General features: G+C 70.1%; 1 protein-coding gene. It reads left to right on the forward strand.

The annotated features are described in order from the left end of the window. Positions 1–26,508, forward strand: a complete 26,508-nt coding sequence (locus J4E04_RS03745; RefSeq protein ID WP_490149910.1) for a non-ribosomal peptide synthase/polyketide synthase — start codon at positions 1–3, stop codon at positions 26,506–26,508. The last annotated feature ends 1 nt before the right edge of the window (position 26,509 follow it).

Raw genomic sequence — 26,509 nt, forward strand, 5'->3', positions numbered from 1 at the left:
ATGACGGATGGCACTCCCGACGAGACCTCGAACGAGGACCGGTCGCGGGCGGAACGTCCGGGACGCGCGGGGGCACCCCGCCGCGAGCGTCCGACCAGGGAACGCCCGCGTCGCCGGCAGCGTCCTCGCGCGGCCACCCTGCCGCAGATCCTCGCGGCCGCCGTGGAGGCGAACGCCGACGGTGTGGCTCTCGTGTTCCGCGACGAGTCCGGCGCGACCACCGAGTGGACCTACCGCGAGCTCGACGCGGCGTCGTCGAAGCTGGCGCGCGAGCTGATCGCGCGCGGCATCGGCGCCGAGGACGTGGTGGCGCTGGCCGTCACGCGGTCCGCCGAGTCGATCCTGTCGATCTGGGCGGTCGCCAAGACCGGTGCGGCATACGTGCCGGTCGATCCGAAGTACCCCGCGGACCGCATCGAGTACATGCTCACCGATTCGGGGGCCACCCTCGGGATCACCACCACGGAGCACCGCGAGACCCTGCCGGAGGGAGTGGGCCCCAGCTGGCTCGTCCTGGGCGACGCCGACCTGGACGCCGCCGTCGACGCACGGTCCGCCGAGCCGGTCACCTACGCCGATCGCGTGCGGGTGCTCGGCCCCGCGAACACGGCCTACATGATCTACACGTCCGGATCGACGGGTCGACCCAAGGGCGTCGAGGTGACGCACGCCGGCCTCTCGAGCCTGGTCGCCGAGCAGCGTGAGCGCTTCGGTATCGACGCGTCCGCCCGCACCCTCGCCGTCGCGTCCCCGAGTTTCGACGCCTCGGTCTTCGAACTGCTCATGGCCGTGGGGTCCGGAGCGACGATGGTCGTCTCGCCGCCCGACGTCTTCGGTGGCGACGATCTGACGGCTCTGCTGCGCGAGCAGCGGGTGACCCATGCCGTCATCACCCCGTCCGTGCTGGCCTCGGTCACGCCGTCGGAGTTGCCCGACCTGCGGGTCGTGGTCACCGCCGGTGAGGCGTGCCCGCCGGAACTGGTGTCCCGCTTCGTGACCGACACCCGCCGCATGTTCAACGGCTTCGGTCCGACCGAGGCCACCATCATGACCAACTGCGCGGAGCTGTTCCCGGACGCGCCCGTCTCCATCGGCGGCGCGATCCGCGACTTCCGCACGCCCGTGCTCGACGGCCGCCTGCGCGACGTCCCGGCCGGTGTCGCCGGTGAGCTGTACGCGGCCGGCCCCGGTCTGGCCCGCGGGTATCACGGTCGGCCGTCGCTCACCGCGGAGCGTTTCGTCGCGGACCCCTTCGGTGAACCCGGCTCGCGCGTGTACCGCACCGGTGACCTCGCCCGCGTGCGCAGCGGCGGCGCGGTCGACTACCTGGGCCGCTCCGACTTCCAGGTGAAGGTCCGCGGGTTCCGCATCGAACTCGGCGAGATCGACGCCGCCCTGACGGCGCACCCGGACGTCCGCTTCGCCGCGGCGGCCGGTCATCAGCTGCCCGACGGCTCGACGGTGCTCGTGGCCTACGTGCAGCCCGAGCCGGGCCACGAGATCGACGTCGACGACGTCACGGCCTTCGTCGGCCGGAGCCTCACCGCGTACATGGTGCCGTCCGAGATCATCGTCATCGACGCCGTGCCCCTCACACCCGTCGGCAAGCTCGATCGCGCGGCGCTGCCGCAGCCGACCATCGGCACGTCGACGAAGGAGTACCGGGCCCCGGAGACCCGGACCGAGATCACGGTGTCCGAGGTGCTGGCGGACCTGTTGTCGGCCGAGCGCGTGGGTCTGGACGACACCTTCTTCGAACTCGGTGGCAACTCGCTGCTCGCGACCCAGGTGGTCGCCCGGATCAACCAGGCGGCGCAGTCCCGCATCGCGGTGCGGGACGTGTTCGAGGCGACCTCCGTCGCGGATCTCGCTGCGCGCGTGGATCTCTCGCTCGGTGCCCCCGAGCGGCCGCCGCTCGTGCGTCGTGATCGCTCGGGTGACCTGCCGCTGTCCTACGCCCAGCAGCGGATGTGGCTCACCAACCAGTACGACGTGACGTCGCCCGCGTACAACCAGCCTGTCGTGCTGCGGATGACGGGTGCTCTGGATCTCGAGGCGCTCGGCCACGCGTTCGAGGATCTCATCACGCGGCACGAGACGCTGCGCACCGTCTACCCGCAGACCGACAGTGGTCCGGTGCAGCGCATCGAGCCCGCGTCGTCGGTGTCGGTGGTGCTCGATCCGGAGCGGATCGACGAGAGCTCGGTGTACGAGCGACTGACCCCGGTGGTGCTCGACGGCTTCGACGTGTCGTCCTCGGTGCCCTTCCGTGCCAAGCTGTTCCAGATCGCGGACCAGGACTACGTCCTCGCCGTGGTCATGCACCACATCGCCAGTGACGGTGGATCGCTCGCCCCGCTGGTGCGCGACCTCACCACGGCCTACGTGGCGCGCAGCGCCGGTGCGGCTCCCGAGCTGCCCGAGCTCGAGGTGCAGTACGCGGACTACGCGATGTGGCACCGTGAGCTCCTCGGCGACGAGAGCGACCCGGAGTCGTTGAGCGCCAAGCAGATCGACTTCTGGACGCGCGCCCTCGCCGGCACTCCCGAGGTCATCGAACTCCCCACCGACCGGCCGCGACCGGCGCAGCCGTCGTCCCGCGGTGCGACGGTGCCGTTCCGACTCGAGTCGGACGTCGTCGAGGGTCTGAACGACCTCGCGCGACGCACCAACTCGACGCTGTTCATGGTGGTGCACGCCGCCCTGGCCGTGCTGCTCTCGCGCATGGCCGCGACCGACGACGTGTCCGTCGGCACGCAGATCGCGGGCCGCGGCGAGCAGGCGCTCGATCCGCTCGTCGGCATGTTCGGCAACACGCTGGTCCTGCGATCGCATCTGGAGCCGGGGGAGTCGTTCGAGGACTTCCTGCTCCGCACCCGCACCGCGGACCTCGATGCACTCGGCAACTCGGACCTGCCGCTGGACCGGCTGGTCGAGATCCTGCGACCCCAGCGCTCGCTCGCCTACGCGCCGCTGTTCCAGGTACTGCTCATGCTGCAGAACTTCGAACGCACCGAGATCGAGCTGCCCGACGTCACCATCGGTCTCCTCGACTCGGACGTGCCGGTCGCGAAGCTCGACCTGACGCTGACGCTCATGGAGCAGGTGAACCCCGACGGGTCGCCCGGTCCCATCGACGGATCGCTGCTGTACGCCACGGATCTGTTCGACGAACCCACCGCACGCACCATCGCGGAACGCTACGTCGGCATCCTCGCCGCCGTCGTGGCCGATTCCTCCACCGCCGTCGGCGATCTCCCGCTGACCACCTCCGGCGAGCAGACGCAGCTCGCCGCGCTGCGCGGCATCGACGCTCCGCTGCCCGCCGAGACCCTCGTCGACGCGTTCCGCCGCGGCGCCGCACAGGATCCGAGTCGGACCGCGCTCGTGTACGAGGGGACCTCCCTCACGTATGCCGAGTTCTCCACGCGGGTGAACCGGTTGGCACGGCACCTCGTCGCACTGGGGGTCGGTCCCGACGCCCGCGTGGCCGTCGGCATGCGCCGCTCGCTCGAGATGATGATCGGGATCTACGCGGTGCTCGAGGCCGGTGGCGCCTACGTGCCGGTGGATCCGGACCACCCGCACGAGCGCACCGAGTACGTCCTGTCCAGCGCCGCACCCGTCGTCGTGCTGACCACCACGCGCGATCACCGGGACCTGCCCGAGCACCACAACGTGATCGACGTCGACACGGTCGATCTCGCCGACGTGTCCGCGGAGCCGCTGACGGACGCGGAGCGGACGGGCACGCTCGTGCCGTCCAACATCGCCTACATCATCTACACATCGGGCTCGACCGGCCGCCCCAAGGGCGTGGCGGTCTCGCACCGCTCCGTCCTGAACCAGATGCTCTGGATGCACGAGACGTACGACCTCACGGTCGGCGACACGATGCTGCAGAAGACGCCGGTGACGTTCGACGCGTCGGTGTGGGAACTCTTCCTGCCCTTGCAGCTCGGAGCCACCCTCGTCGTCGCGCGTCCGGACGGCCACCTCGACGTGCAGTACCTGCTCGACCAGGCGCGCTCGCACGGCATCGCGATCCTCGAGTTCGTACCGTCCATGCTCGAGCTCTTCATGTCCGATGCCGGTCTGGCCCTGCCGGGATCGCTGCGCTACCTGTCGGTGGGCGGCGAGGCGTTGTCCGCCGATCTGGTGCGTCGGTTCGCGGCCTCGTCGGCCGCCGAGCTCGACAACACGTACGGCCCCACCGAGGCGACGGTCACGTCCACGCTGCACCGGACCACCGACGCCGACGTCCGTACCGTGCCCATCGGTCGCCCGATCCGTAACACCGGTGCGCGCGTGCTGGACTCGCGTCTGCACGACGTTCCGGTCGGTGTCCCGGGAGAGCTCTATCTCACGGGCGCGCAGCTGGCTCGTGGGTACTTCGGTCGGCCCGACCTCACCGCCGATCGCTTCGTCGCCGATCCCCGCACGACCGGTGAGCGGATGTACCGAACCGGCGACCTCGTCTCGGTCACCGCGTCCGGTGAGTTGGAGTTCCTCGGCCGCACCGACTTCCAGGTCAAGCTCCGTGGTCTGCGCATCGAGCTCGGCGAGATCGAGTCCGCTCTCACCGCGCACCCGGACGTGGCCCGCGCCGTGGCCATCGTGCACTCCGACGAGCGCACCGGCGAAGCTCTGGTGGCGTACATCGTGCCGGAGGCCGGGCGCGCACCGGAACTGGCGAATGTCCTCGACCTGGTCGCCGAGCGCGTCCCCGCGTACATGGTGCCGTCACACCTGACGGTGCTCGACGAGATCCCGCTCAGCCCCAGCGGCAAGCTCGACCGCCGCGCTCTGCCCGAGCCCGTGGACGTGTCCGGACCGCGGGAGTACCGGGCTCCGGAGACGGTGTCCGAGAAGGTTGTCGCGGACGTCTTCTCCGCGCTGCTCGATGCCCCGCGCGTCGGCATCGACGACTCGTTCTTCGAGCTCGGCGGCAACTCGCTGGTCGGCATGCGCGCCGTCGCGCGGGTCAACGAGGCGCTGTCCAGCTCCATCGGCGTCCGCGATCTGTTCGAGAAGCCCACGGTGGCTGCGCTCGCCGCCCGGATCGACGCCGCGGCACACACCGGCCGCACCCGGCCAGTCCTGGCGCCTCGGGAGCGCCCGGAGCGGATTCCGTTGTCGCTCGCGCAGTCTCGCATGTGGTTCGTCAACCAGTTCGACACCGAGTCGGCGGCCTACAACATCCCGCTCGTCATCACGCTGCGCGGTGGGCTCGACGTGGACGTGCTGCGCGCTGCCGTGGGCGACGTGCTCGAACGCCACGAGTCTCTGCGCACGCTCTACCCGCAGGTGGACGGCACGCCGTACCAGGTGATCCTGCCCGCCGACCGCGTCGCCGGTCAGTTCGCCGTGACCGAGGTCGCCGCGGACGACGTGCAGGCGCGCGTCCTCGACATGGTGACCTCGGGCTTCGACGTCACCGCGGAGGTGCCGCTGCGCGGCGCACTGTTGCGGACGTCGGACACCGAGGCCGTGCTGGCGTTCGTCGTGCACCACGTCAGCGCCGACGGATTCTCGATGGGCCCGCTCGCCCGCGACGTCATGACCGCCTACGCGGCACGTCAGGCCGGCACGCCGGCGTGGTCCGAGAACGGCCCGCTGCGTCCGCTGACCGTGCAGTACGCCGACTTCTCCCTGTGGCAGCGCGAGATGCTGGGCTCCGAGTCCGACCCGGAATCACTGGCGTCGCAGCAGGAGTCGTACTGGGTGACGCAGCTCGACGATCTGCCGGAAGTGCTCACGCTCCCGTCGGACCGCCCGCGTCCCGCGGTGTCCACCGGGGCCGGGTCCGCGGTCCACCACACGATCGATGCCGAGATCCACACTCGCGCGGCAGACTTCGCACGCGCCCACGACGCGAGCCTCTTCATGGTCGTGCACAGTGCGCTCGCCGTCGTACTCGCCCGACTGTCGAACACCACCGACATCGCCGTCGGTGCCCCCATCGCCGGTCGCGGCGAGGAAGCGCTCGACGACCTCGTCGGCATGTTCGTCAACACCCTCGTGCTGCGCACGCAGGTCTCGCCGCACGCCACGTTCACCGAGCTGCTCGCCGAGACGAAGACCGTGGACCTCGGCGCCTTCGGCAACGCGGACATCCCCTTCGAGCGGCTCGTCGAGGTCCTCGCTCCGGAGCGCTCGACATCGCACAACCCGCTCTTCCAGGTGGCGCTGGCGTTCCAGAACCTCGAGCGCACGACGTTCGAACTCGGCGGCCTCGAGGTCGCCCGGTACGACGCCGGCATCCACTCCGCGAAGTTCGACCTGTCCATCGAGATCACCGAGACGGTGGAGGACGGCGGGCAGGCCGGAGGCCGGTCGGGTGACGTACAGGCCGCGGGCATGACGATGGAGGTGACGTACTCGACCGACCTGTTCGATGCGGAGACCGTCACGCTGTTCTGCGAGCGCTTCGAGCGCGTGCTGGCCGCGGCGATCGAGACGCCCGACCGCGCCGTCGGCGACATCCCACTGCTCGACTCCGAGGAGGCGGCGTCGTTGGCACCCGTCACCGGGGACGACGCTGTGGCGGAGCGGACGCTCGGCGACCTCCTCGTCGATGCCGTCGAGAGCAACCCCGACGGCCCGGCACTGGTCTTCGACTCCGCGGTCCTGTTCGACGGGACGTCGGTGTCCTACCGCGAACTCGGCGAGTTCTCGGCTCGACTCGCCCGCGTGCTCATCGACCGGGGCATCGGAGCCGGATCCGCCGTGGCGCTGTCCGTCCCGCGCTCCGCGGCGTCGGTCGCGTTGATGTGGGCGGTGACCCGTACGGGTGCGGCCTTCGTCCCGATCGACCCCAACTACCCGGCCGATCGCATCGAGCACATGGTGACCGACTCGGGCGTCCGTGTCGGCCTGACGCTCGGCGTGCACCGTGCGTCCCTGCCCGACGAGATCGACTGGCTCGTCGTCGATTCCGACGAGATCCGGGCACAGGTCTCGGCCGCGTCGGCGGATCCGATCACCGACGCCGACCGCCGGACGGCCGTCACGCCGGCCGACCGCGCGTACATCATCTACACCTCCGGTTCCACCGGTCTGCCCAAGGGCGTCTCGGTCTCGCACCGTGGCCTGAACCAGCTCGGAGTCTCGCAGCGCGAGCAGTACCGCGTCGAGCGTGACTCGCGGGTCATGCACTTCGCGTCGCCGAGCTTCGATGCATCACTGCTGGAGCTGCTGCTCGCGGTTCCCGCTGCCGCCGCGCTGGTCATCGTTCCCACCACCGTGTACGGCGGTGAGGAGCTGGCGCAGTTCCTGCGCCGTCACGCGGTGACGCACGCGTTCATCACCCCGGCCGCGCTGGCCTCGGTGGACCACTCGGGTCTCGAAGCGTTGCAGACCATCTCGGTCGGCGGCGAGGCGTACTCACAGGACCTGGTCACCAGGTTCGCGCCGGGTCGCCGCATGCTCAACGTGTACGGACCGACCGAGACCACGATCGTCTCGCACATCGGCAAGCCCATGGTGCCGGGTGGCCCCATGCCGTTCGGCGGCCCGATCCGCGGCGGCCGCGCCATGGTGCTCGACAGTCGACTGGGTCCCGTTCCCGTCGGTGTGCCGGGTGAGCTCTACACCGCGGGACCCGGTGTGGCGCAGCACTACCACGAGCGCCGGGCACTCTCGTCCGAGCGCTTCGTCGCCGATCCGTACGGCGAACCCGGTGCTCGCATGTACCGCACGGGCGACGTCGTGCGCTGGTGGCGCCGCCCCGAGACGGGTGACCTCGAACTCGAGTACGTGGGTCGTGGCGACTCGCAGATCAAGATCCGCGGGTTCCGCATCGAGCCCGGCGAGATCGACGCCGTCGTGTCCTCGCACCCCGAGGTGCAGTTCGCGCTGACCACTCCCTTCACCACCGCTGCCGGGTCCAAGGTGCTGGTCACCTACGTCACGCTGACCGCGGGATCGTTGCTGCGTGAGTCGGACGTCACCGAGTGGGCAGCGGAATCACTTCCCGCGCACATGGTCCCGTCCGCCGTGGTCGTCATGGACGAGGTGCCGCTGGGTGCCACGGGCAAGGTCGACCGACGGGCTCTGCCGATGCCCGAGTTCGGTACCGACACCGACACGTACCGCGAACCCGCCACCGAGACCGAACGCGCGCTGGCAGCGGTCTTCGCCGACGTGCTCGGCGTCGATCGGGTCGGCGCGGACGACGACTTCTTCGCCCTGGGCGGCGACTCCATCGTCTCGATCCAGTTGGTGTCGCGTGCTCGCGCTGCCGGACTCTCCCTCAGCCCGCGTGACGTCTTCGAGCGCCGCACGGTGGCTGCCCTGGCGGCCGTCGTGTCGTCGGGGGAGAACGCCGTGCGCATGCTGCCCGAACTGGAGGGTGGCGGCGTCGGATCGCGTCCGCTGACCCCGGTGGAGCACTTCATGACCCGCCGCGGCGGTGCCTACGAGCGGTTCTCGCAGAGCGTCGTACTGGACCTGCCGACAGGTATCGACGAGGCCGGTATCACCGCGACACTGCAGGCCGTGCTGGACCGTCACGACATGTTCCGCGCGCGCCTCACCGGGTCGCTCGACGACGGCTTCGAGATCGTCACCGCGGCACCGGGTTCGGTGGACGCCGCGTCGCTTCTCACCCGAGTCGACGTCGATGCCGACGTCACGGGCGACGACCTCGAGAAGGTGGCTCGCACGGCACTCGACTCGGCGCTGGATCGCCTGTCGACGGCCGAGGGTCGTCTCGTGCAGTTCGTCTGGCTGGACCGGGGGCCGTCGACCGGCGGCCACCTCGTCGTCGCCGGCCATCACCTCGCCGTCGACGGTGTCTCGTGGCGCATCATCGTGCCGGACCTGGTCACCGCGTGGTTCGGCGTGTCCTCCGGGACCGAGCCGACTCTGCAACCGGTGGGCACGTCGATGCGTACCTGGGCGCACGCGCTCGTGGACCAGGCGCCGTCCCGTCGCTCGGAACTGCCGTTCTGGAGTTCCGTCGTGCGGTCCGAGGACGTGCTGCTCGGCGACCGCGATCTCGACCCCGCCGTCGACGTGCAGGCCACGCTCGACAAGGTGCGCGTCACCGTCCCGGCGGACGTCACGACCGCCGTCGTCACCGCTCTGCCGCAGGTGTTCCGGGGCGGCGTGAACGACGGACTGTTGTCCGCACTGGCTCTGGCCGTGGCGAAGTGGCGCCGTGAGCGCGGCACCGAGACGTCGTCGTTGCTGCTGCGCCTCGAGGGCCACGGCCGCGAGGAGGACGTGCTCGGCGACGCCGGACTCGCGGATCTGTCGCGGACCGTCGGCTGGTTCACGTCGATCTTCCCCGTGCTGCTCGACCTCACCGACGTCGACCTCGACGACGCGTTCGCCGGTGGCGCCGCGGCCGGCCGAGCTGTCAAGGCCGTCAAGGAACAGCTGCTCGCGGTGCCCGATCGCGGTATGGGCTACGGCATGCTGCGCTACCTCGACGAGACGGGACGCTCGGTTCTCGCGCGATCCGTCGGCCAGATCAGCTTCAACTACCTGGGCCGCCTGTCCGCGGGCGAGCTGCCCGAGGGTGCGGAGGGTCTGGGCTTCCTCCCGTCGTCCGACATCACCACCCTCGCGGACGTGCCTCTCGATGCCGACATGCCGGCGATCGCCGTGCTCGACATCAACGCAGTCCTCGCGGACGAGCAGCTCGGTGCCACGTTCGCCTTCCCCCGCGGCATCCTGTCGTCGGAGAACGTGTCCGCGCTCGGCACCTACTGGGTCGAGGCACTCACGGCGCTCGCTCAGCACGTCGGGAGCGGCGATGTCGGCGGCCTCACGCCGTCGGACGTACCGCTGGTGCCGTTGTCGCAGAAGGACATCGAGGTCTTCGAGAACGAGATGTCCGATGCCGGGTCCCATCTCGAGGACGTCTGGTCCCTTGCTCCGCTGCAGGCGGGTCTGCTGTTCCACTCGTCGATGCAGCCGGCCGGCGCTCCCGACGTCTACGTCATGCAGGTCGTGATGGACCTGACCGGCGACGTCGACCGGGACCGGTTCGTCGCCGCGGCCGGTGCGCTGCTCGCGCGCTACGACGGGCTGCGGACCTCGTTCCGCACCACCGCGGACGGTCGTGCGGTGCAACTGGTTCCGAGTTCCGCAGAGGTCCCGTGGGTCGACGTCGACCTGCGCGGCCACGACGACATCGAGGGCGACCTGCGCGTCGAGCTCGAGACCGAGCGGGACCGCCGGTTCGCGATGGACAGCGCGCCGCTGGTGCGCTTCCGGATGATCCGCACCGCCGACGACGCGGTCACGCTGTCGTTCATGGCGCACCACATCGTCATCGACGGATGGTCGATGCCGCTGGTGCTCAAGGATCTCCTCACGCTGTACGCGCTGCGCGGAGATGCGTCGCTGCTTCCCGAGGTCCGGTCCTACCGTTCCTTCCTGGAGTGGCTGTCGGTCCGCGACCGCGCCGTCTCGGTCAAGGCGTGGACCACGGCTTTCGCCGGGGCGGAAGAGCCGACACTGTTGTCGGGCATCACCGATACGTCCGGGGTCTCGACCGACACGGGTCGGGTCGAGGTCGTCATGGACGAGAAGGTCACGTCCGAGCTGACCGATCTGGGGTCGCGTCTCGGTGTCACGCTCAGCACGATCGTGCAGGCGGCATGGGGCCTCGTGCTCGCGCGCCAGCTGGGCCGCGACGACGTCGCGTTCGGTGGGACGGTCTCCGGTCGCCCCGCCGACCTCGAGGGCGTCGAGACCATGGTCGGCCTGTTCATCAACACGCTGCCCGTCCGCGTGCGCATCGACGAGTCCGACAGCATCGAGTCCTTCCTGCTCCGGTTGCAGGAGGAGCAGACGGCGTTGCTCGACCACCACTACCTGGGGCTGGCGGACATCACCACCGCTGTCGGCCCGGGCGCGGTGTTCGACTCGATCACCGTTCTCGAGTCCTACCCGGTGGACGAGGAGGGCCTGAAGGCCGCCGCGTCCATCGACGGCATGGCCGTCACCGGCGCTCAGGTGCTCGACGCGACGCACTACCCGATCAACGTGGTCACGTTCGCGGACACGCAGATCCGCATGACGCTGCGCTACCTGCGCGACCTGTTCTCCGACGAGTACGTGTCCGCACTGGGCAGTCGCCTGCAGGCCGTGTTCGCGGCGTTCGCCACGTCACCGGGTGCACCCGTCGGCCGCATCGAGACGCTGCTCGCCGACGAGCGCACCGACCTGCTGTCGCGCCGCGGATCCGCCGACGTCGACGAGCGCACGCTCGTCCGGATCCTCGAGGACGCCGCGGATCACGCTCCCAGCAGACTCGCCGTCCGCCAGGGATCGGTGCAGTGGACGTACGAGGAGCTCGACGCTCGTGCCACGCGCCTCGCGCGCGTCCTCGTCGACGCGGGTGTCGGACCGGACGTCGTGGTGGCCGTGGCGGTTCCGCGGTCGCCCGAGTTCGTGCTCTGCGTCTGGGCGGTCGCCAAGGCGGGCGGTTACGTGGTGCCCGTCGACCCGGCACACCCTGCCGAGCGCATCGACTACATGGTGCACGACTCGACGGCGGCGCTCGGCATCACGACGGTCGCCGACCGCCCCGCCGACGTCGACGGGCTGCGGTGGCTCGTCCTCGACGACGAGCAGTTCGCGGCCGACGTCGACTCCCGCTCGCCCGAGCGCCTCACCGACGGTGAGCGTCTCGGCACAGTACGCATGAGCAACGCGGCGTACATGATCTACACGTCCGGATCGACCGGTCGCCCCAAGGGTGTCGTCGTCCCGCACACCGGTCTCGCCAATCTGGTGGCCGCACAGACGGACTCGCTGGGTATCGATCACGCGTCGATCGTCCTGGCCGTGGCGTCGACGAGCTTCGACGCGTCGATCTTCGAGATCCTGCTGGCCGCCGGCAATGCCGTGCCGCTGGCACCGGCGCCCGCCGGTTTCTACGGCGGACCCGATCTGGCGCGCTTCGTCACCGACGAGGGTGTCACCCACATGGTGATCACGCCGTCCGCGCTGGCGACCGTCGAACCGGACGCGGTGCCGTCCGTGCGCGCCGTCATGCCCGTCGGCGAAGCTCTTCCGCCCGATCTGATGGCGGCGTGGGCGACGTCCGGCCGCACCGTCGTCAACGGGTACGGACCCGCCGAGACGACGATCATGATCAACGCGTCGGTGCCCCTCTCCGCAGGCGATCCGATCACGGTGGGCGGTCCCAGCAAGGGCACTCGCGAGTACGTGCTGGACGGCCGACTGCGGCCCGTGCCCGTCGGCGTTCCCGGTGAGCTCTACGCCGGAGGACCGGGTGTCGCGCGCGGCTACTTCGGCCGCCCGACGCTCACCTCCGAGCGCTTCGTCGCCGATCCGTACGGTCCCGCGGGGAGCCGTCTGTACCGCACCGGCGACGTGGTCCGCTGGACCGAGGCCGGCACCGTCGAGTACATCGGCCGCAGCGACTTCCAGGTCAAGATCCGGGGCCAGCGCATCGAGCTCGGCGAGATCGACGCCGCTCTCGCGGCGCACCCGGACGTGGACTTCGCCGTGACGGTCGGCCACCGATCCGTCGGTGGCGTCACCGACCTCGTGTCCTACGTCCTGCCGGCGGCGTCCCTGCTCGAGGCGGGCGCGACCCTGGACGTCGCGGCCGTGCACGCCTCCGTCAAGGAGAGCCTGCCCGCGCACATGGTGCCCGCGGTGATCATGCCGCTCACCTCCGTGCCGCTGAACCCGGTCGGCAAGCTCGACCGTGCCGCGCTGCCGGAGCCCACCCTGGTGCGGCAGCAGGCCGAGTACCGCGCCCCCGAGACGCCCGAGGATCAGGCCGTCGCCGAGGTGTTCGCCGATCTTCTCGGCGTGGAGCGGGTCGGTGTCGACGACAGCTTCTTCGATCTCGGCGGCAACTCGCTCGTGGCCACCCAGGCCGTCGCGCGCATCAACGCGGCACTGGACACCCACATCGGCGTGCGCGACATCTTCGACGCGTCGACCGTGGGCGAACTCGCGGCGCGCGCACTCTCGGGTGGAGTCGGTCGTCGCCCCGCGCTCGTCGCGGGGGAGCGGCCCGATCCGGTGCCGCTGTCGCTCGCACAGCGCCGCATGTGGTTCCTCAACCAGTTCGACACCAGCTCGCCCGCCTACAACATCCCGCTGGCGGTGCGCCTCACCGGCACGCTCGACGTCGCCGCGCTGGAGGAGGCCGTCCGCGACGTTCTCGCCCGGCACGAGACGCTGCGCACGGTGTACCCCGGGTCGGAAGAGGGTCCCTACCAGGTCATCCTGGGTGTGGACGACGTTCCCCTCGACCTGGCGCCACGTCCGGTCGAGACCGCCGGTGTGCCCGGCGCGTTGTTCGAGTTCATCGCGTCCGGGTTCGACGTCACGGCCGCCGTGCCCGTGCGCGGTCTGCTGCTCGAGGTCGTCGACCCGGCCGGTGACGCGGCGGAGTACGTGCTGTCCATCGTCGTGCACCACATCTCCGCTGACGGATTCTCGCTCGGCCCGCTGGCACGCGACGTCATGGTCGCCTACTCGGCGCGCGTCGCCGGAGCGATCCCGGAGTGGGCACCCCTGCCCGTGCAGTACGCCGACTACGCGCTGTGGCAGCGCGAGGTGCTGGGATCGGAGAGCGACCCGGAGTCGTTGACCGCCCAGCAGATCGCGTACTGGAAGCAGCAGCTCGCCGGTCTGGACGATCCGATCGAGCTGCCGACCGACAGGCCGCGCCCGGCGGTTCAGTCCATGCTCGGCCACTCGGTGCAGTTCGCGCTGACCCCCGAGCAGACGGCCGGACTGCGCGCCGTCGCCGCGTCGCGTCAGGGCACGCTGTTCATGGCCGTGCACGCGGCGTGGTCCGTGCTGCTCGGCGCCCTGTCGGGCTCGCGCGACATCGCCGTCGGAACCCCGATCGCCGGACGTGGCGAGCGCGAACTCGACGACATGGTCGGCATGTTCGTCAACACGCTGGCACTGCGTCTCGACGTCGATCCGGATGCGTCGTTCGCCGATCTGGTCGCGGCCGCCCGCTCGGTCGACCTGGCCGCGTTCGGTCACGCCGACGTGCCGTTCGAGCAGCTCGTCGAGGCCGTCGACCCGCGTCGGTCGACCGCGTACCACCCGATCTTCCAGGTGGGCTTCTCGTTCCAGAACCTCGCGCCGGTGACGTTCGAGCTCCCCGACCTCACCGTCGGGGACGTCGGGCTCGAGGCCGCGGTCTCGCAGTTCGATCTGCACCTCATCGTCAGTGAGGGAGCCGAGGACGGCTCGCTGCAGTCGGTGCTCACCTTCGCCGAGGCGCTGTTCGACCGTGCCACGGCCGAGTCGTTCACCGAGCGCTTCTCCCGCGTGGTCGACGCGTTGATCGCCCGTCCGGACGCACCGGTGCACACCGCGGACGTCCTGAGCGCGGACGAGCGTCGGTCGATCCTGGTGGACACCAACGACACTCGTGTCGCGGGTGCGCCCACCTCCGTCGCGCGAATGTTCGCCGATCGGGTCGCCGAGCGTCCCGACGTCGCGGCCCTGACCGAGGGTGACGTCTCACTCACGTACGGCGAGTTCGGCTCTCGCGTCGCACGGCTGGCGCGCAGGTTGCTCGCCGACGGCGTGCGTACCGGTGATCTCGTCGCCGTGGCGATGCCGCGGTCGACCGAGTCGATGGTCGCGATGTACGCGGTGGTCCAGGCCGGTGCGGCCTACCTGCCGATCGACCTCGACCACCCGGCCGAGCGGACGGAGTACGTGCTGGGTGATGCCCGGCCGTCGCTGATCCTGCTGGGCGGTCGAGCTCTGTCGGCGCCCTCGGACGTCCCGACGATCGACGTGCTCACGGCGGAGCTCTCGGACTTCTCCGACGCTCCCGTCGCCGACGACGAGCGCAGCCGCCCGCTGTCGGCCGAGGACCCCGTGTACGTCATCTACACCTCGGGGTCGACCGGACGTCCCAAGGGCGTCGCGCTGCCGCATCGCGCTGTGGCGAACCAGCTCTGGTGGATCCAGAACGAGTTCGAACTCACGGCGGACGACGCGATGGTGCAGAAGACACCGTCCACGTTCGACCTGTCGGTGTGGGAGCTGTGGTGGCCGCTGACCGCGGGCGCCCGGTTGGTGATCGGTTCGCCCGAGGCGAACCGGGACCCCGCCGAACTCGCGCGACTGATGCGCGAGCAGACCGTCACCGTCGCCGACTTCGTGCCGTCGCTCCTCGGTGCGTTCGCCTCGGTGGCGACGGCCGAGGACGTCGCGTCACTGCGAGCGGTCCTGTGCATCGGCGAGGCGCTGCCGCGCGATGTGGTCACCGCGTTCGGCCGACTGTCCGACGCTCCGGTGGTGAACCTCTACGGACCGACGGAGGCTGCGGTCTCGGTCACCGTGCACCACATCGCGTCCGACGAGACGGGTCCGGTGTCCATCGGTGGACCCGAGGCGAACGTGCAGGTCTACGTTCTCGATTCGCGACTGCGGCCGGTACCCGTCGGTGTCGCGGGTGAGCTCTACCTCGCGGGCGATCAGCTGGCGCTCGGCTACTTCGGCAACACCACCCTGACGGCGGAGCGCTTCGTCGCCGATCCGTTCGGGTCCGGCAGGCTCTACCGCACCGGTGACGCGGTCCGCTGGGTCACCCGCGGTGACGCACGGGTTCTCGAGTTCGTCGCCCGCACCGACGACCAGGTCAAGGTGCGCGGTTTCCGTATCGAACTCGGCGAAGTCGAGGCCGCGCTGACCACCGCCGACGGTGTCGCCGCATCGGCCGCCACCGTCGCCCGTACCGCCGGCGGCGAGCTGCTGGTGGGCTACGTGGTGCCCGAGAAGGACGCCACCCTCGACGTCGACGCGGTGCGATCTGCTGCGGCCGAAGCGGTTCCGGGCTACATGGTTCCCGCGCGCATCGTGGTGATCGAGGAGTTGCCGCTGAGCGTCAACGGCAAGCTCGACCGTCGCCGGTTGCCGTCGATCGATCTGGACGTGGCGCGGGAGTACCGCGCGCCGTCCACCCCGGTCGAGGAGATCGTCGCCGCCGCGTACGCCGCGGTGCTCGGTGTCGAGCGAGTCGGCATGGACGACAACTTCTTCGAGCTCGGTGGCAACTCGCTGTCGGCGACGCAGGTGGTGGCGCGGGTCAACGCCCGGCTGAACACCCGCATCGGCATCCGCGAGATGTTCGAGTCGGCCGACGTCGCGACGTTCGCGGCGCGCGCCGAGTCGGCGTCGACGTCGGACACCCGTGCACCGCTGGTGCCCGTCGAACGTCCTGCCCACGTGCCACTCTCGCTCGCGCAGTCGCGCATGTGGTTCCTCAACCAGTTCGACACGTCGTCGCCCGCCTACAACGTGCCGCTGGCCATCCGCCTCGAGGGTCGCCTCGACCTCGACGCACTGACGCTCGCCGTCCGGGACGTCCTCGACCGCCACGAGTCGCTGCGCACGGTCTACCCGCAGACTCCGGACGGCCCGACCCAGGTGGTTCTCCCCACTCGCGACGTGCCGCTCGACCTCGCGGTCGAGGACGTCACCGAGGAGAACATCGCCGCACGGCTGTTCACCTTCGTCTCCGGCGGCTTCGACGTCACCGCGGAGGTGCCCGTCCGCGGACTCCTGCTGCAGGTGACGGACGCGGCGGGAGACGCCCCCGCGCACGTGCTCGGCATCGTGATCCACCACGTGTCGTCCGACGGCTTCTCGCAGGGCCCGTTGGCCCGTGACGTCATGGTGGCCTACACCGCCCGCGTCCGCGGCGAGGCTCCCGGCTGGACGCCGCTCCCGGTGCAGTACGCCGACTTCGCGCTGTGGCAGCGGACCGTCCTGGGATCGCTGGACGACGACACCTCCGTCGTCTCGCGGCAGGTCGCGTACTGGCGGACCCGTCTCGCCGGCCTCGGCGACGCGCTGCCGCTGCCCACCGACCGCCCCCGCCCCGCGGTGCAGTCGTTGCAGGGCAAGTCGATCCGCTTCGAGATCTCGGCGGACACCACCGCTGCGCTGACCCGCATCGCGCAGGAGCGCCGCGCGACGCTGTTCATGGCGATGCACGCCGCCTGGTCCGTCACCCTGTCCGCACTCAGCGGCAGTCGCGACATCGCCGTCGGCACCCCGATCGCCGGTCGCGGCGAGCCGGAGCTCGACGACATGGTCGGCATGTTCGTGAACACGCTGGCACTCCGCGTCGACGTGGACCCGGACCTCACGTTCGGCGCCCTCGTGGACGCGGTTCGCGAGTCCGATCTCGCGGCCTTCGGCAACGCCGACGTGCCCTTCGAGCAGCTGGTCGAGGCACTGAACCCCGTGCGCTCCACGGCGTACCACCCGTTGTTCCAGGTGGGCTTCTCGTTCCAGAACCTCTCGCCCGTCCGGTTCGAACTCCCCGACCTCACGGTCTCCGACGCGGGCTTCGACTTCGACGTGTCGCAGTTCGACCTGCACCTCATCGTCAGCGAGGACGCCGCCGCAGGACAGATCGCGATGCTCACCTTCGCCACGTCGCTCTTCGACGAGTCCACGGCACAGGTCTTCGTCGACCGCTTCCTGCGCGTGCTCGACGCCGTGACCGCGCGGCCCGAGGACCGCATCGCCGCCGTGGACGTCCTGTCGCCCGAGGAGCGCCGCGACATCCTCGTCACGCGCAACGACACCGCGGTGGCCGGCGTGCCCGAGCTCCTCACGGACATGTTCGCCGCGCGCGTCGCGGCGGCGCCCGACACCACGGCACTGACATATCTCGACGACTCGATCACCTACGGTGAGTTCTCCGAGAGGTTGTCCCGTCTCGCCCGGTTCCTCATCGGTGAGGGCGTGCGGACCGGTGACCTCGTCGCCGTCGCGATCCCGCGCTCGATCGACGCGATGGTCGCGATGTACGGCGTCGTCGCGGCGGGTGCCGGCTATCTGCCGATCGACCTCGACCACCCTGCCGAACGCACCGAGTACGTCCTCGACAGCGCGTCCCCGTCGGTCGTCGTCATCGCGGGCACCCCGCTGTCCGTCGAGACCACGATCCCGACGGTGGATCTGGCGACCGTCGACGTGTCGCTCTTCGACGGCTCGCCCATCACCGACATCGATCGCAGTCGGCCCCTGTTGCCGCAGGACCGCGCCTACGTCATCTACACGTCGGGATCGACAGGTCGTCCCAAGGGCGTGGCCCTTCCGCATCGCGCCGTCGCCAATCAGATGACGTGGATCCAGAACGAGTACCGGCTCACGGCGACCGACGCGATGGTGCAGAAGACGCCCGCGACGTTCGACCTGTCCGTGTGGGAACTGTGGTGGCCGCTGACCGCCGGCGCGCGTCTCGTGCTGGCGTCGCCCGAGGGGAACCGCGACCCGTCGTACCTCGCTCGTCTGATGCGCGAGGAACGCGTCACCGTCGCCGACTTCGTGCCGTCGTTGCTCGGTGCGTTCTGCGCCGTCGCGTCGCGGGAGGACCTCGTGTCCCTGCGCGCCGTCCTGTGCATCGGCGAGGCGCTCCCGCGTGACGTCGTCCGGGCGTTCGAGGCACTGTCCGACGCGCCGCTCGACAACCTCTACGGACCGACCGAGGCCGCCGTCTCCGTGACCGCCCACCGCACGGTGCGCGGCGCGACCGGAGCCGTGCCCATCGGTACCCCCGAGGCAAACGTGCGCGTCTACGTTCTCGACGACCGGCTGCGTCCGGTCCCGGCCGGCGTCGGGGGAGAGCTCTATCTCGGCGGCGTCCAGCTCGCACTCGGCTACGTCGGTCGCCCGGATCTGACGAGCGACCGCTTCGTGGCGGATCCGTTCGGCGAGAACGGGTCTCGGCTCTACCGCACCGGTGACGCCGTGCGATGGAACGCCGACGGCGCACTGGTGTTCCTCGATCGCACGGACACCCAGGTCAAGATCCGCGGGTTCCGCATCGAGCTCGGCGAGATCGAGAGCGTGCTCGTGTCCCACGAGTCGGTGGCCGCGGCCGCCGCCGCCGTGTCCTCGGGACGCGGTGGAGACACCCTCGTCGGCTACGTCGTCGCCCGTCCGGACACGACCGTGGACGTCGACGCCGTACGGGCCGCGGCGGCGGAACAGCTGCCGTCCTACATGGTTCCGCAGCGCGTCGTCGTGATCGACGAACTGCCGTTGAGCGTCAACGGCAAGCTCGACCGACGTCGTCTGCCGCAGGTCGGCGTGGACACCGCCTCGACCTACCGCGCGCCGTCGACGCCGGTGGAGGAAGTGGTGGCGGGAGCCATCGCCTCGGTGCTCGGCGTGCCGCGCGTCGGCGTGGACGACAACTTCTTCGAGCTCGGCGGCAACTCGCTGTCGGCGACGCAGGTGATCGCCCGCGTCAACGCCGCACTGAACGCCCGCGTCGGGATCCGGGAGATCTTCGAGGCGCCCACCGCGGCCGGTCTCGCCCTGCGCGCCGAGCGTGCGGTGGAGTACGGCACCCGCGTACCGCTCGCTCCCCGCGAGCGCCCGGACGAGATCCCGCTGTCGCTCGCTCAGCAGCGCATGTGGTTCCTCAACCGGTTCGACGCGTCGTCTGCGGCCTACAACATCCCGCTCGCCATCAAGCTCACCGGCGATCTCGACGTCGCGGCACTCGAGCAGGCGGTCGTGGACGTCGTCGGGCGGCACGAGGTGTTGCGCACGGTCTACCCCGAGGGCGAGAACGGCCCGCACCAGGTGGTGCTGCCGATCGACCGCACGGGGCTGTCGCTCACGGTCGACGACGTCGACGAGGCGGACGTCCGCGCACGCCTCTACGGCTTCGTGACTCGCGGGTTCGACGTCACCACCGAGGTGCCCGTGCGAGCGGCGATCTACCGGACCGGATCGTCGGAGCAGATCCTGGCGTTCGTCATCCACCACGTGTCGTCGGACGGGTTCTCGCTCGGGCCCCTCGCCCGCGACGTCATGGTGGCGTACTCGTCCCGCATCGCCGGCAACGCTCCGGTGTGGGCGCCGCTGCCGGTGCAGTACGCGGACTACACCCTGTGGCAGCTCGAGGTGCTGGGAGACGAGTCGGATCCCGAGTCCGTGCTCGCCCGGCAGGTCGAGTTCTGGCGTACCGCACTGGCGGGCATCGAGGGACCGATCGAGCTGCCGTTCGATCGCCCGCGCCCGGAGATCCAGGCCATGGACGGCGAGTCGGTGCGCTTCACCATCTCCGCCGACCGTGCGTCCGCTCTGAACCGTGTCGCCGCGGCGTCGCGTTCGACGCTGTTCATGGCGATGCACGCCGCGTTCGCGGTGACCTTGTCGAAGCTGTCGGGATCGCGCGACATCGTGGTCGGCACCCCCATCGCCGGCCGCGGCGAGCAGGAGCTCGACCAGATGATCGGCCAGTTCGCGAACACGCTGGGCCTGCGGCTCGACGTCGACCCCGACAGCACGTTCGCCGATCTCGTCGAGCAGGCGCGCGGCCGCGATCTCGCGGCATTCGGCAACGCCGACGTCCCGTTCGAGCGTCTCGTCGAGGCGATCAACCCTGAGCGGTCGACGGCGTACCACCCGCTGTTCCAGGTCGGCTTCTCGTTCCAGAATCTCGAGCAGATCTCGCTGACCCTGCCCGGTCTCGAGATCTCCGACCTCGGCGTCGAGACCGGCGCGGCGCAGTTCGATCTGCAGTTGCTCGTGGGTGCGGAGGAAGGTGGCGACGGTGTCACCAGTGCGCTCGACTGCGCGTTGACGTTCTCGACGGCGCTGTTCGATCGCAGTACCGCAGACCAGCTCGTGGAGCGGCTGCTGCGCGTTCTCGACACGGTGACGGACGATCCGACGGTGCCGGTGCGCGCCGTCGACGTCTTGTCCGACGCCGAACAGCGCACGCTGATCGACTCGGTCAACGCCACCGACCGCGACGGTGCGCCGTCGCTGCTCTCCGCGATGTTCACGTCGCAGGTCGCGGCCACCCCGGACGCGGTCGCCGTCACGTTCGAGGGCGAGTCCCTGACGTACGCCGAACTCGGCGCCCGTGTCGCTCGCTCCGCTCGCCACCTGATGGCGTCGGGAGTGGGCACCGGCGATCTCGTCGCCGTCGCGGTTCCGCGGTCGCTCGACTCGATCGTCGCGCTGTACGCCGTCGTGCAGACCGGCGCCGCGTACCTGCCGATCGATCCGGATCACCCGGCGGACCGCACCGAGTACGTGCTCGCGGACGCCGGGCCGTCACTCGTGATCACCGGACCCGACGGGCTCGCCGTGTCGAGCGACCTCGTGCAGATCGATCTGTCCTCGGTCGACCTCTCGACGTACCCGTCCGATCCGGTCACCGATGCCGAACGCAGCCGCACACTCCTCCCAGGTGACATTGCGTACGTCATCTACACCTCCGGGTCGACCGGCAGGCCGAAGGGCGTGGCCCTGCCGCACCGTGCCGTCGCGAACCAGATCTGGTGGATGCAGTCGGAGTTCGCCCTCACGGTCGACGACGCGATGGTGCAGAAGACGCCCTCGACCTTCGATCTCTCGGTCTGGGAACTCTGGTGGCCCCTCACCACGGGCGCCCGGCTCGTCGTGGCGAACGCCGAGGGCAACCGCGATCCGGTGTATCTCGCGCGCCTCATGCGCGACGAGCGCGTCACGGTGGCCGACTTCGTGCCGTCACTGCTCGGTGCGTTCACGGCCGTCGCGACCCGCGACGACGTCGCCGCGCTGCGTGCCGTCGTCTGCATCGGCGAGGCGCTGCCGCGCGACGTGGTCACCGCGTTCGCACGCCTGTCCGACGCGCCCGTGATCAACCTGTACGGGCCGACCGAGGCCGCGGTCTCGGCGACCGCCCACCGCATCACGGCGGCCGAGTCGGGTGTCGTGCCCATCGGCGCACCCGAGGCGAACGTGCGTGTGTACGTGCTCGACGACCGGTTGCGACCGGTGCCGCAGGGCGTCATGGGAGAGCTCTACCTGTCCGGCGTGCAGCTCGCCCGCGGCTACCACCGTCGGCCGGGTCTGACGTCGGAGCGCTTCGTCGCCCACCCGTTCGGCGAGGGCCGCCTGTACCGGACCGGCGACGCCGTGCGCTGGAGCGCCGGCGCCGACGGGCCCGAACTGGAGTTCGTGGCGCGGACCGACGACCAGGTGAAGGTGCGTGGTTTCCGCATCGAGCTCGGCGAGGTCGAGTCCGCCCTCACGTCGGCCGACGGTGTGTCCGCAGCCGCGGCCGCGGTCAAGCGCATCGCCGGCGGCGACGTCCTCATCGGCTACGCCGTGCCCGAGGCCGGCAGCACGGTCGACGTCGACGCCGTCCGGGAGACCATGCGAGGACTGGTCCCCGCGTACATGGTTCCGGCGCGGATCGTCGTCATCGACGAGCTGCCGCTCAGCGTCAACGGCAAGCTCGATCGCCGACTGCTCCCCGCGGTCGACGCGTCGGTCACCCGTGAGTACCGCGCACCCTCCACTCCCGTCGAGGAAGCGGTCGCGGACGCGTTCGCCTCCGTCCTCGGGGTGCAGCGTGTCGGCGTCGACGACAACTTCTTCGAACTCGGCGGCAACTCGCTGTCGGCCACGCGGGTCATCGCGCGGATCAACGCGCGCCTCGGAACCTCCGTCGGCATTCGCGAGATGTTCGAGACCGCGGATGTCGCCGGGTTCGCCGCGAGGGTGGAATCGGCGACGTCCGACACCCGCGCGCCGCTGGTCGCCAGGGAACGGCCGGACCGCATCCCGCTGTCGCTCGCGCAGCAGCGCATGTGGTTCCTGAACCAGTTCGACACCGTCTCGCCGGCCTACAACGTGCCGCTGGCCGTGCGACTCACCGGGCCGCTCGACGTCGACGCGCTCGTGCGTGCGGTGCAGGACGTCGTCGCCCGGCACGAGAGCCTGCGCACGTACTACCCGCAGGACGAACTCGGACCGTTCCAGAAGATCGTTCCGGCGGCCGAGCTCACCCTCGACTTCGAACGGGACTCCGTGGCCGAGGACCGCGTGCGCGGGCGACTGGTGTCGTTCGTCGCCCGCGGGTTCGACGTCACCGCGGGGGTGCCGGTGCGCGGTCTCCTGCTCGAGACCGGCGCGGACAGCCACGTGCTGATGATCGTCATGCACCACATCTCGGCGGACGGTTTCTCCGTCGCTCCGCTCGCACGTGACGTGATGATCGCGTACGGATCCCGGTCCGAGGGCAACGCACCCGTGTGGAGTCCGCTCGAGGTGCAGTACGCGGACTACACGTTGTGGCAGCGCGACGTTCTCGGGGCCGTGGACAATCCGGATTCCGTTCTCGCCGAACAGCTCTCGTACTGGAAGGAGTCGATGGCCGGGCTGGACGGGCCCATCGAACTGCCCTTCGACCGACCTCGTCCCGAGGTCCAGTCCATGAGCGGACACGAGATCGGGTTCTTCGTCCCGGCGCGCGTCATGGACGCGTTGCAGGAGGTGTGCCGAGGATCGCGGGCGACGCTGTTCATGGGTGTGCACGCGGCCTTCTCGGTGTTGCTCTCCAAGCTCGGCAACACCCGCGACGTCGTCGTCGGCACCCCGATCGCCGGTCGCGGCGACGAGGCGCTCGATCACCTCGTCGGCATGTTCGTGAACACGCTCGCGCTGCGACTGGACGTCGATCCCGACCTGTCGTTCGTCGATCTGGTGCGCAGTGCGTCGGCGGTCGATCTCGGCGCCTTCGCCAACGCGGACGTGCCGTTCGAGAACGTGGTCGAGGCGGTGGACCCGGAACGGTCGACCGCCTTCAACCCGCTCTTCCAGGTGGGCTTCTCGTTCCAGAACCTCGCACCGGTACAGGCGACGCTCTCCGGCCTGGAGGTCGCGGCGCTCGAACCGGGCTCCGAGATCTCGCAGTACGACCTGCATCTGGTCGTCGCCGAGGGACACGAGAACTCCGAGTACGGACGCGGTCTGGAGATGGCATTCACCTACGCGACGTCGCTCTTCGACGAGGCGACCGTGCAGAGCTTCGCCGATCGTCTGCTGCGCGTGCTGGAGTCGGTCGCCTTCGCACCCGACACTCGGGTCCGCGACATCGAGATCATGAGCGACGACGAGCGGTCCGTCGTGGTGGTCGAGCGCAACCGCACCGAGATGGCGGGAGTGCCGCCGACGGTCACCGAGATGCTCGATCGTCAGTTCTCGGCGTCACCGGACGACACCGCGATCGTGGCGGGCGACGTCTCGCTCACGTACCGCGAGTTCGACGAGCGGGTACAGGCGCTCGCCCGCTATCTGATCGCCCACTCCGTCGGACCGGGAGACCTCGTGGCGGTCGCGATTCCGCGATCGTTCGACATGATGATCGCCCTGCACGCGATCGTGCGGTCCGGGGCGGCGTACCTGCCGATCGACCTCGAGCATCCGCCGGAGCGCACCAGGTACGTGTTGGCGAACGCGCGTCCGCGCGGCGTCCTGACGGTCTCCCCGGTGGTCCTGGATCTGGACGAGACGGGATGCTCACGCGTCGACGTGGACACGCTGGATCTGGACGAGTTCGCCCTCGGACCGATCCGCGAGGAGGAGCGCACCAGGACCGTCACGGGCGACGACCTGATGTACGTCATCTACACGTCGGGATCGACGGGCAAGCCGAAGGGTGTCGCGGTGGGTCATTCCGCCGTCGCGAACCAGCTGGCCTGGATGACGCGGGAGTACTCGCTGTCCACGGCGGACGCGGTGATCCAGAAGACGCCGGTCACGTTCGACGTGTCCGTGTGGGAGCTGTGGTGGCCGCTGACCGCGGGCGCCACGGTGGTGCTGGCCCAGCCGGGCGGGCAGAGCGATTCGCTCTACATCGCGGATCTGATCCGCACGCGGAACGTCACCGTCGCGGTGTTCGTGCCGTCCCCGTTCGTCGCCTTCCTCACGGTGGCCGAGGCCGCCGACGTGGCGTCGGTGCGTGCCGTGCTCTGCGCCGGCGAGGCGCTGCCGAGAGACAGTGTCGACGCGTTCGGCCGGATCAGCGACGCGCAGGTGGACAACCTCTACGGCCCGACCGAGGCCGCCGTCACCGTCACCCGTTTCTCGGGCGCGTACACCGGTACCTCGTCGTCGATCCCCATCGGGCGTCCGGCCGCGAACACCAGCGTCTACGTGCTCGACGGTGCCCTGCGTCCGGTCCCGGACGGTGTCGTGGGCGAGCTGTACCTGGCCGGCGACCAGCTGGCATGGGGATACTTCGGCCGGACCGAACTCACCGCGGACCGATTCGTTGCCAACCCCTTCGAGCCCGGCCGGATGTACCGCACGGGTGACGCCGTCCGGTGGACCACAGCCGGCGACATCGAGTACATCGGCCGTACAGACGATCAGGTGAAGGTCCGCGGCTTCCGCATCGAGCTCGGCGAGGTCGAGAAGGTTCTCGCCTCGTTCGACGGCGTGACCGTGGCCGCGGCCGCGGTCAAGCGCTTCGGCGGCAGCCCAGCCCTGATCGGCTACGTCGTCCCACAGGAGGGCTCGACGGTCGATCTCGCCGCGCTCGAGGAGTTCGCGGGAACCAGACTGCCGTCGTACATGGTGCCGAGCCGGATCGTCGTCATCGACGCCATCCCACTCGGAGCCAGCGGCAAGATGGACCGCAAGTCGCTGCCCAGCCCCGAGATGGCGGCCCAGCGGGAGTACCGGGCGCCCTCCACCCCGATCGAGGCCGCGTTCGCCGAGGCCTTCGCGTCGGTACTGGGCGTCGACCGGGTCGGCGTGGACGACAACTTCTTCGAGCTCGGCGGCAACTCGCTGAGTGCGACCAAGTTGGTCTCCGCCATCAGGTCGTCGGACGGCATCGTGGCGACAGTGCCGCTGCAGTGGATCTTCACCTCGCCCACGCCCGCGACACTCGCGACGAGAGTGGAAGCCGGGTCCGTGGCCGATCACGAGGACTCCCTCGGAGTACTGCTCCCGATCCGGACCACGGGCGATCAGGCACCGCTGTTCTGCTTCCATCCGATCGTCGGGTTGGCGTGGAGCTTCACGGGTCTGGCGTCGCGACTGAGCCCGGAGATCCCGATCTACGGCATCCAGACGCCGGCCCTGTCCGGGGACGACACGCTGGAGGAGTCACTGGTGGCGGTGGCGGAGCGCTACCTCGCCGAGATCAGGACGGTTCGTCCCGAGGGGCCGTATCGACTGCTGGGGTGGTCCTTCGGCGGCAAGGTGGCGCAGGCAGTCGCGGTGCGCTTGCGCGAGGCCGGGGAGACCGTGGAGATGGTGGCCGTTCTCGACACGTACGGCACGCCGCCGACCACGTCGTCGCTCGACACCGAGGCGGGTCTGTCGTTGACGGACATTCTGGGTGCGGTAGGTGTGAGCACGGAGGGTGTACCGGACGTCCCGTTGGAGAACACCGCTGAGGCCGCTCGCCTGATCGTGTCCGCTCCAGCGGTCGCGGACGTCCTCGACGAGCGCACGGTCGAGCTGATGTTGCGAGGCGCGGCACACAACGGTGTGCTGATGGAACGGCACCAGCCTGCCCACTTCGACGGGACGATCCTGTTCTTCGCGGCCGGAATCGACGACCCGAGTGGGCGTGTCTACGCCGATTCCTGGATCCCCTACGCCGACGTGGTCGACGCGTACTCGGTGCCCGTGACGCACTGGTCGATGACCACCGACGCCGCGTGGGACGTCATCGTCCCGGTGATCCGCCGGGCCATCGGGGGCTGAC

Source organism: Rhodococcus sp. NFXS4 (assembly GCF_058139645.1).

Coding starts and splice junctions, on each gene's coding strand:
- J4E04_RS03745 (WP_490149910.1), top strand. CDS start 1: ATGACGGATGGCACTCCCGACGAGACCTCGAACGAGGACCGGTCGCGG.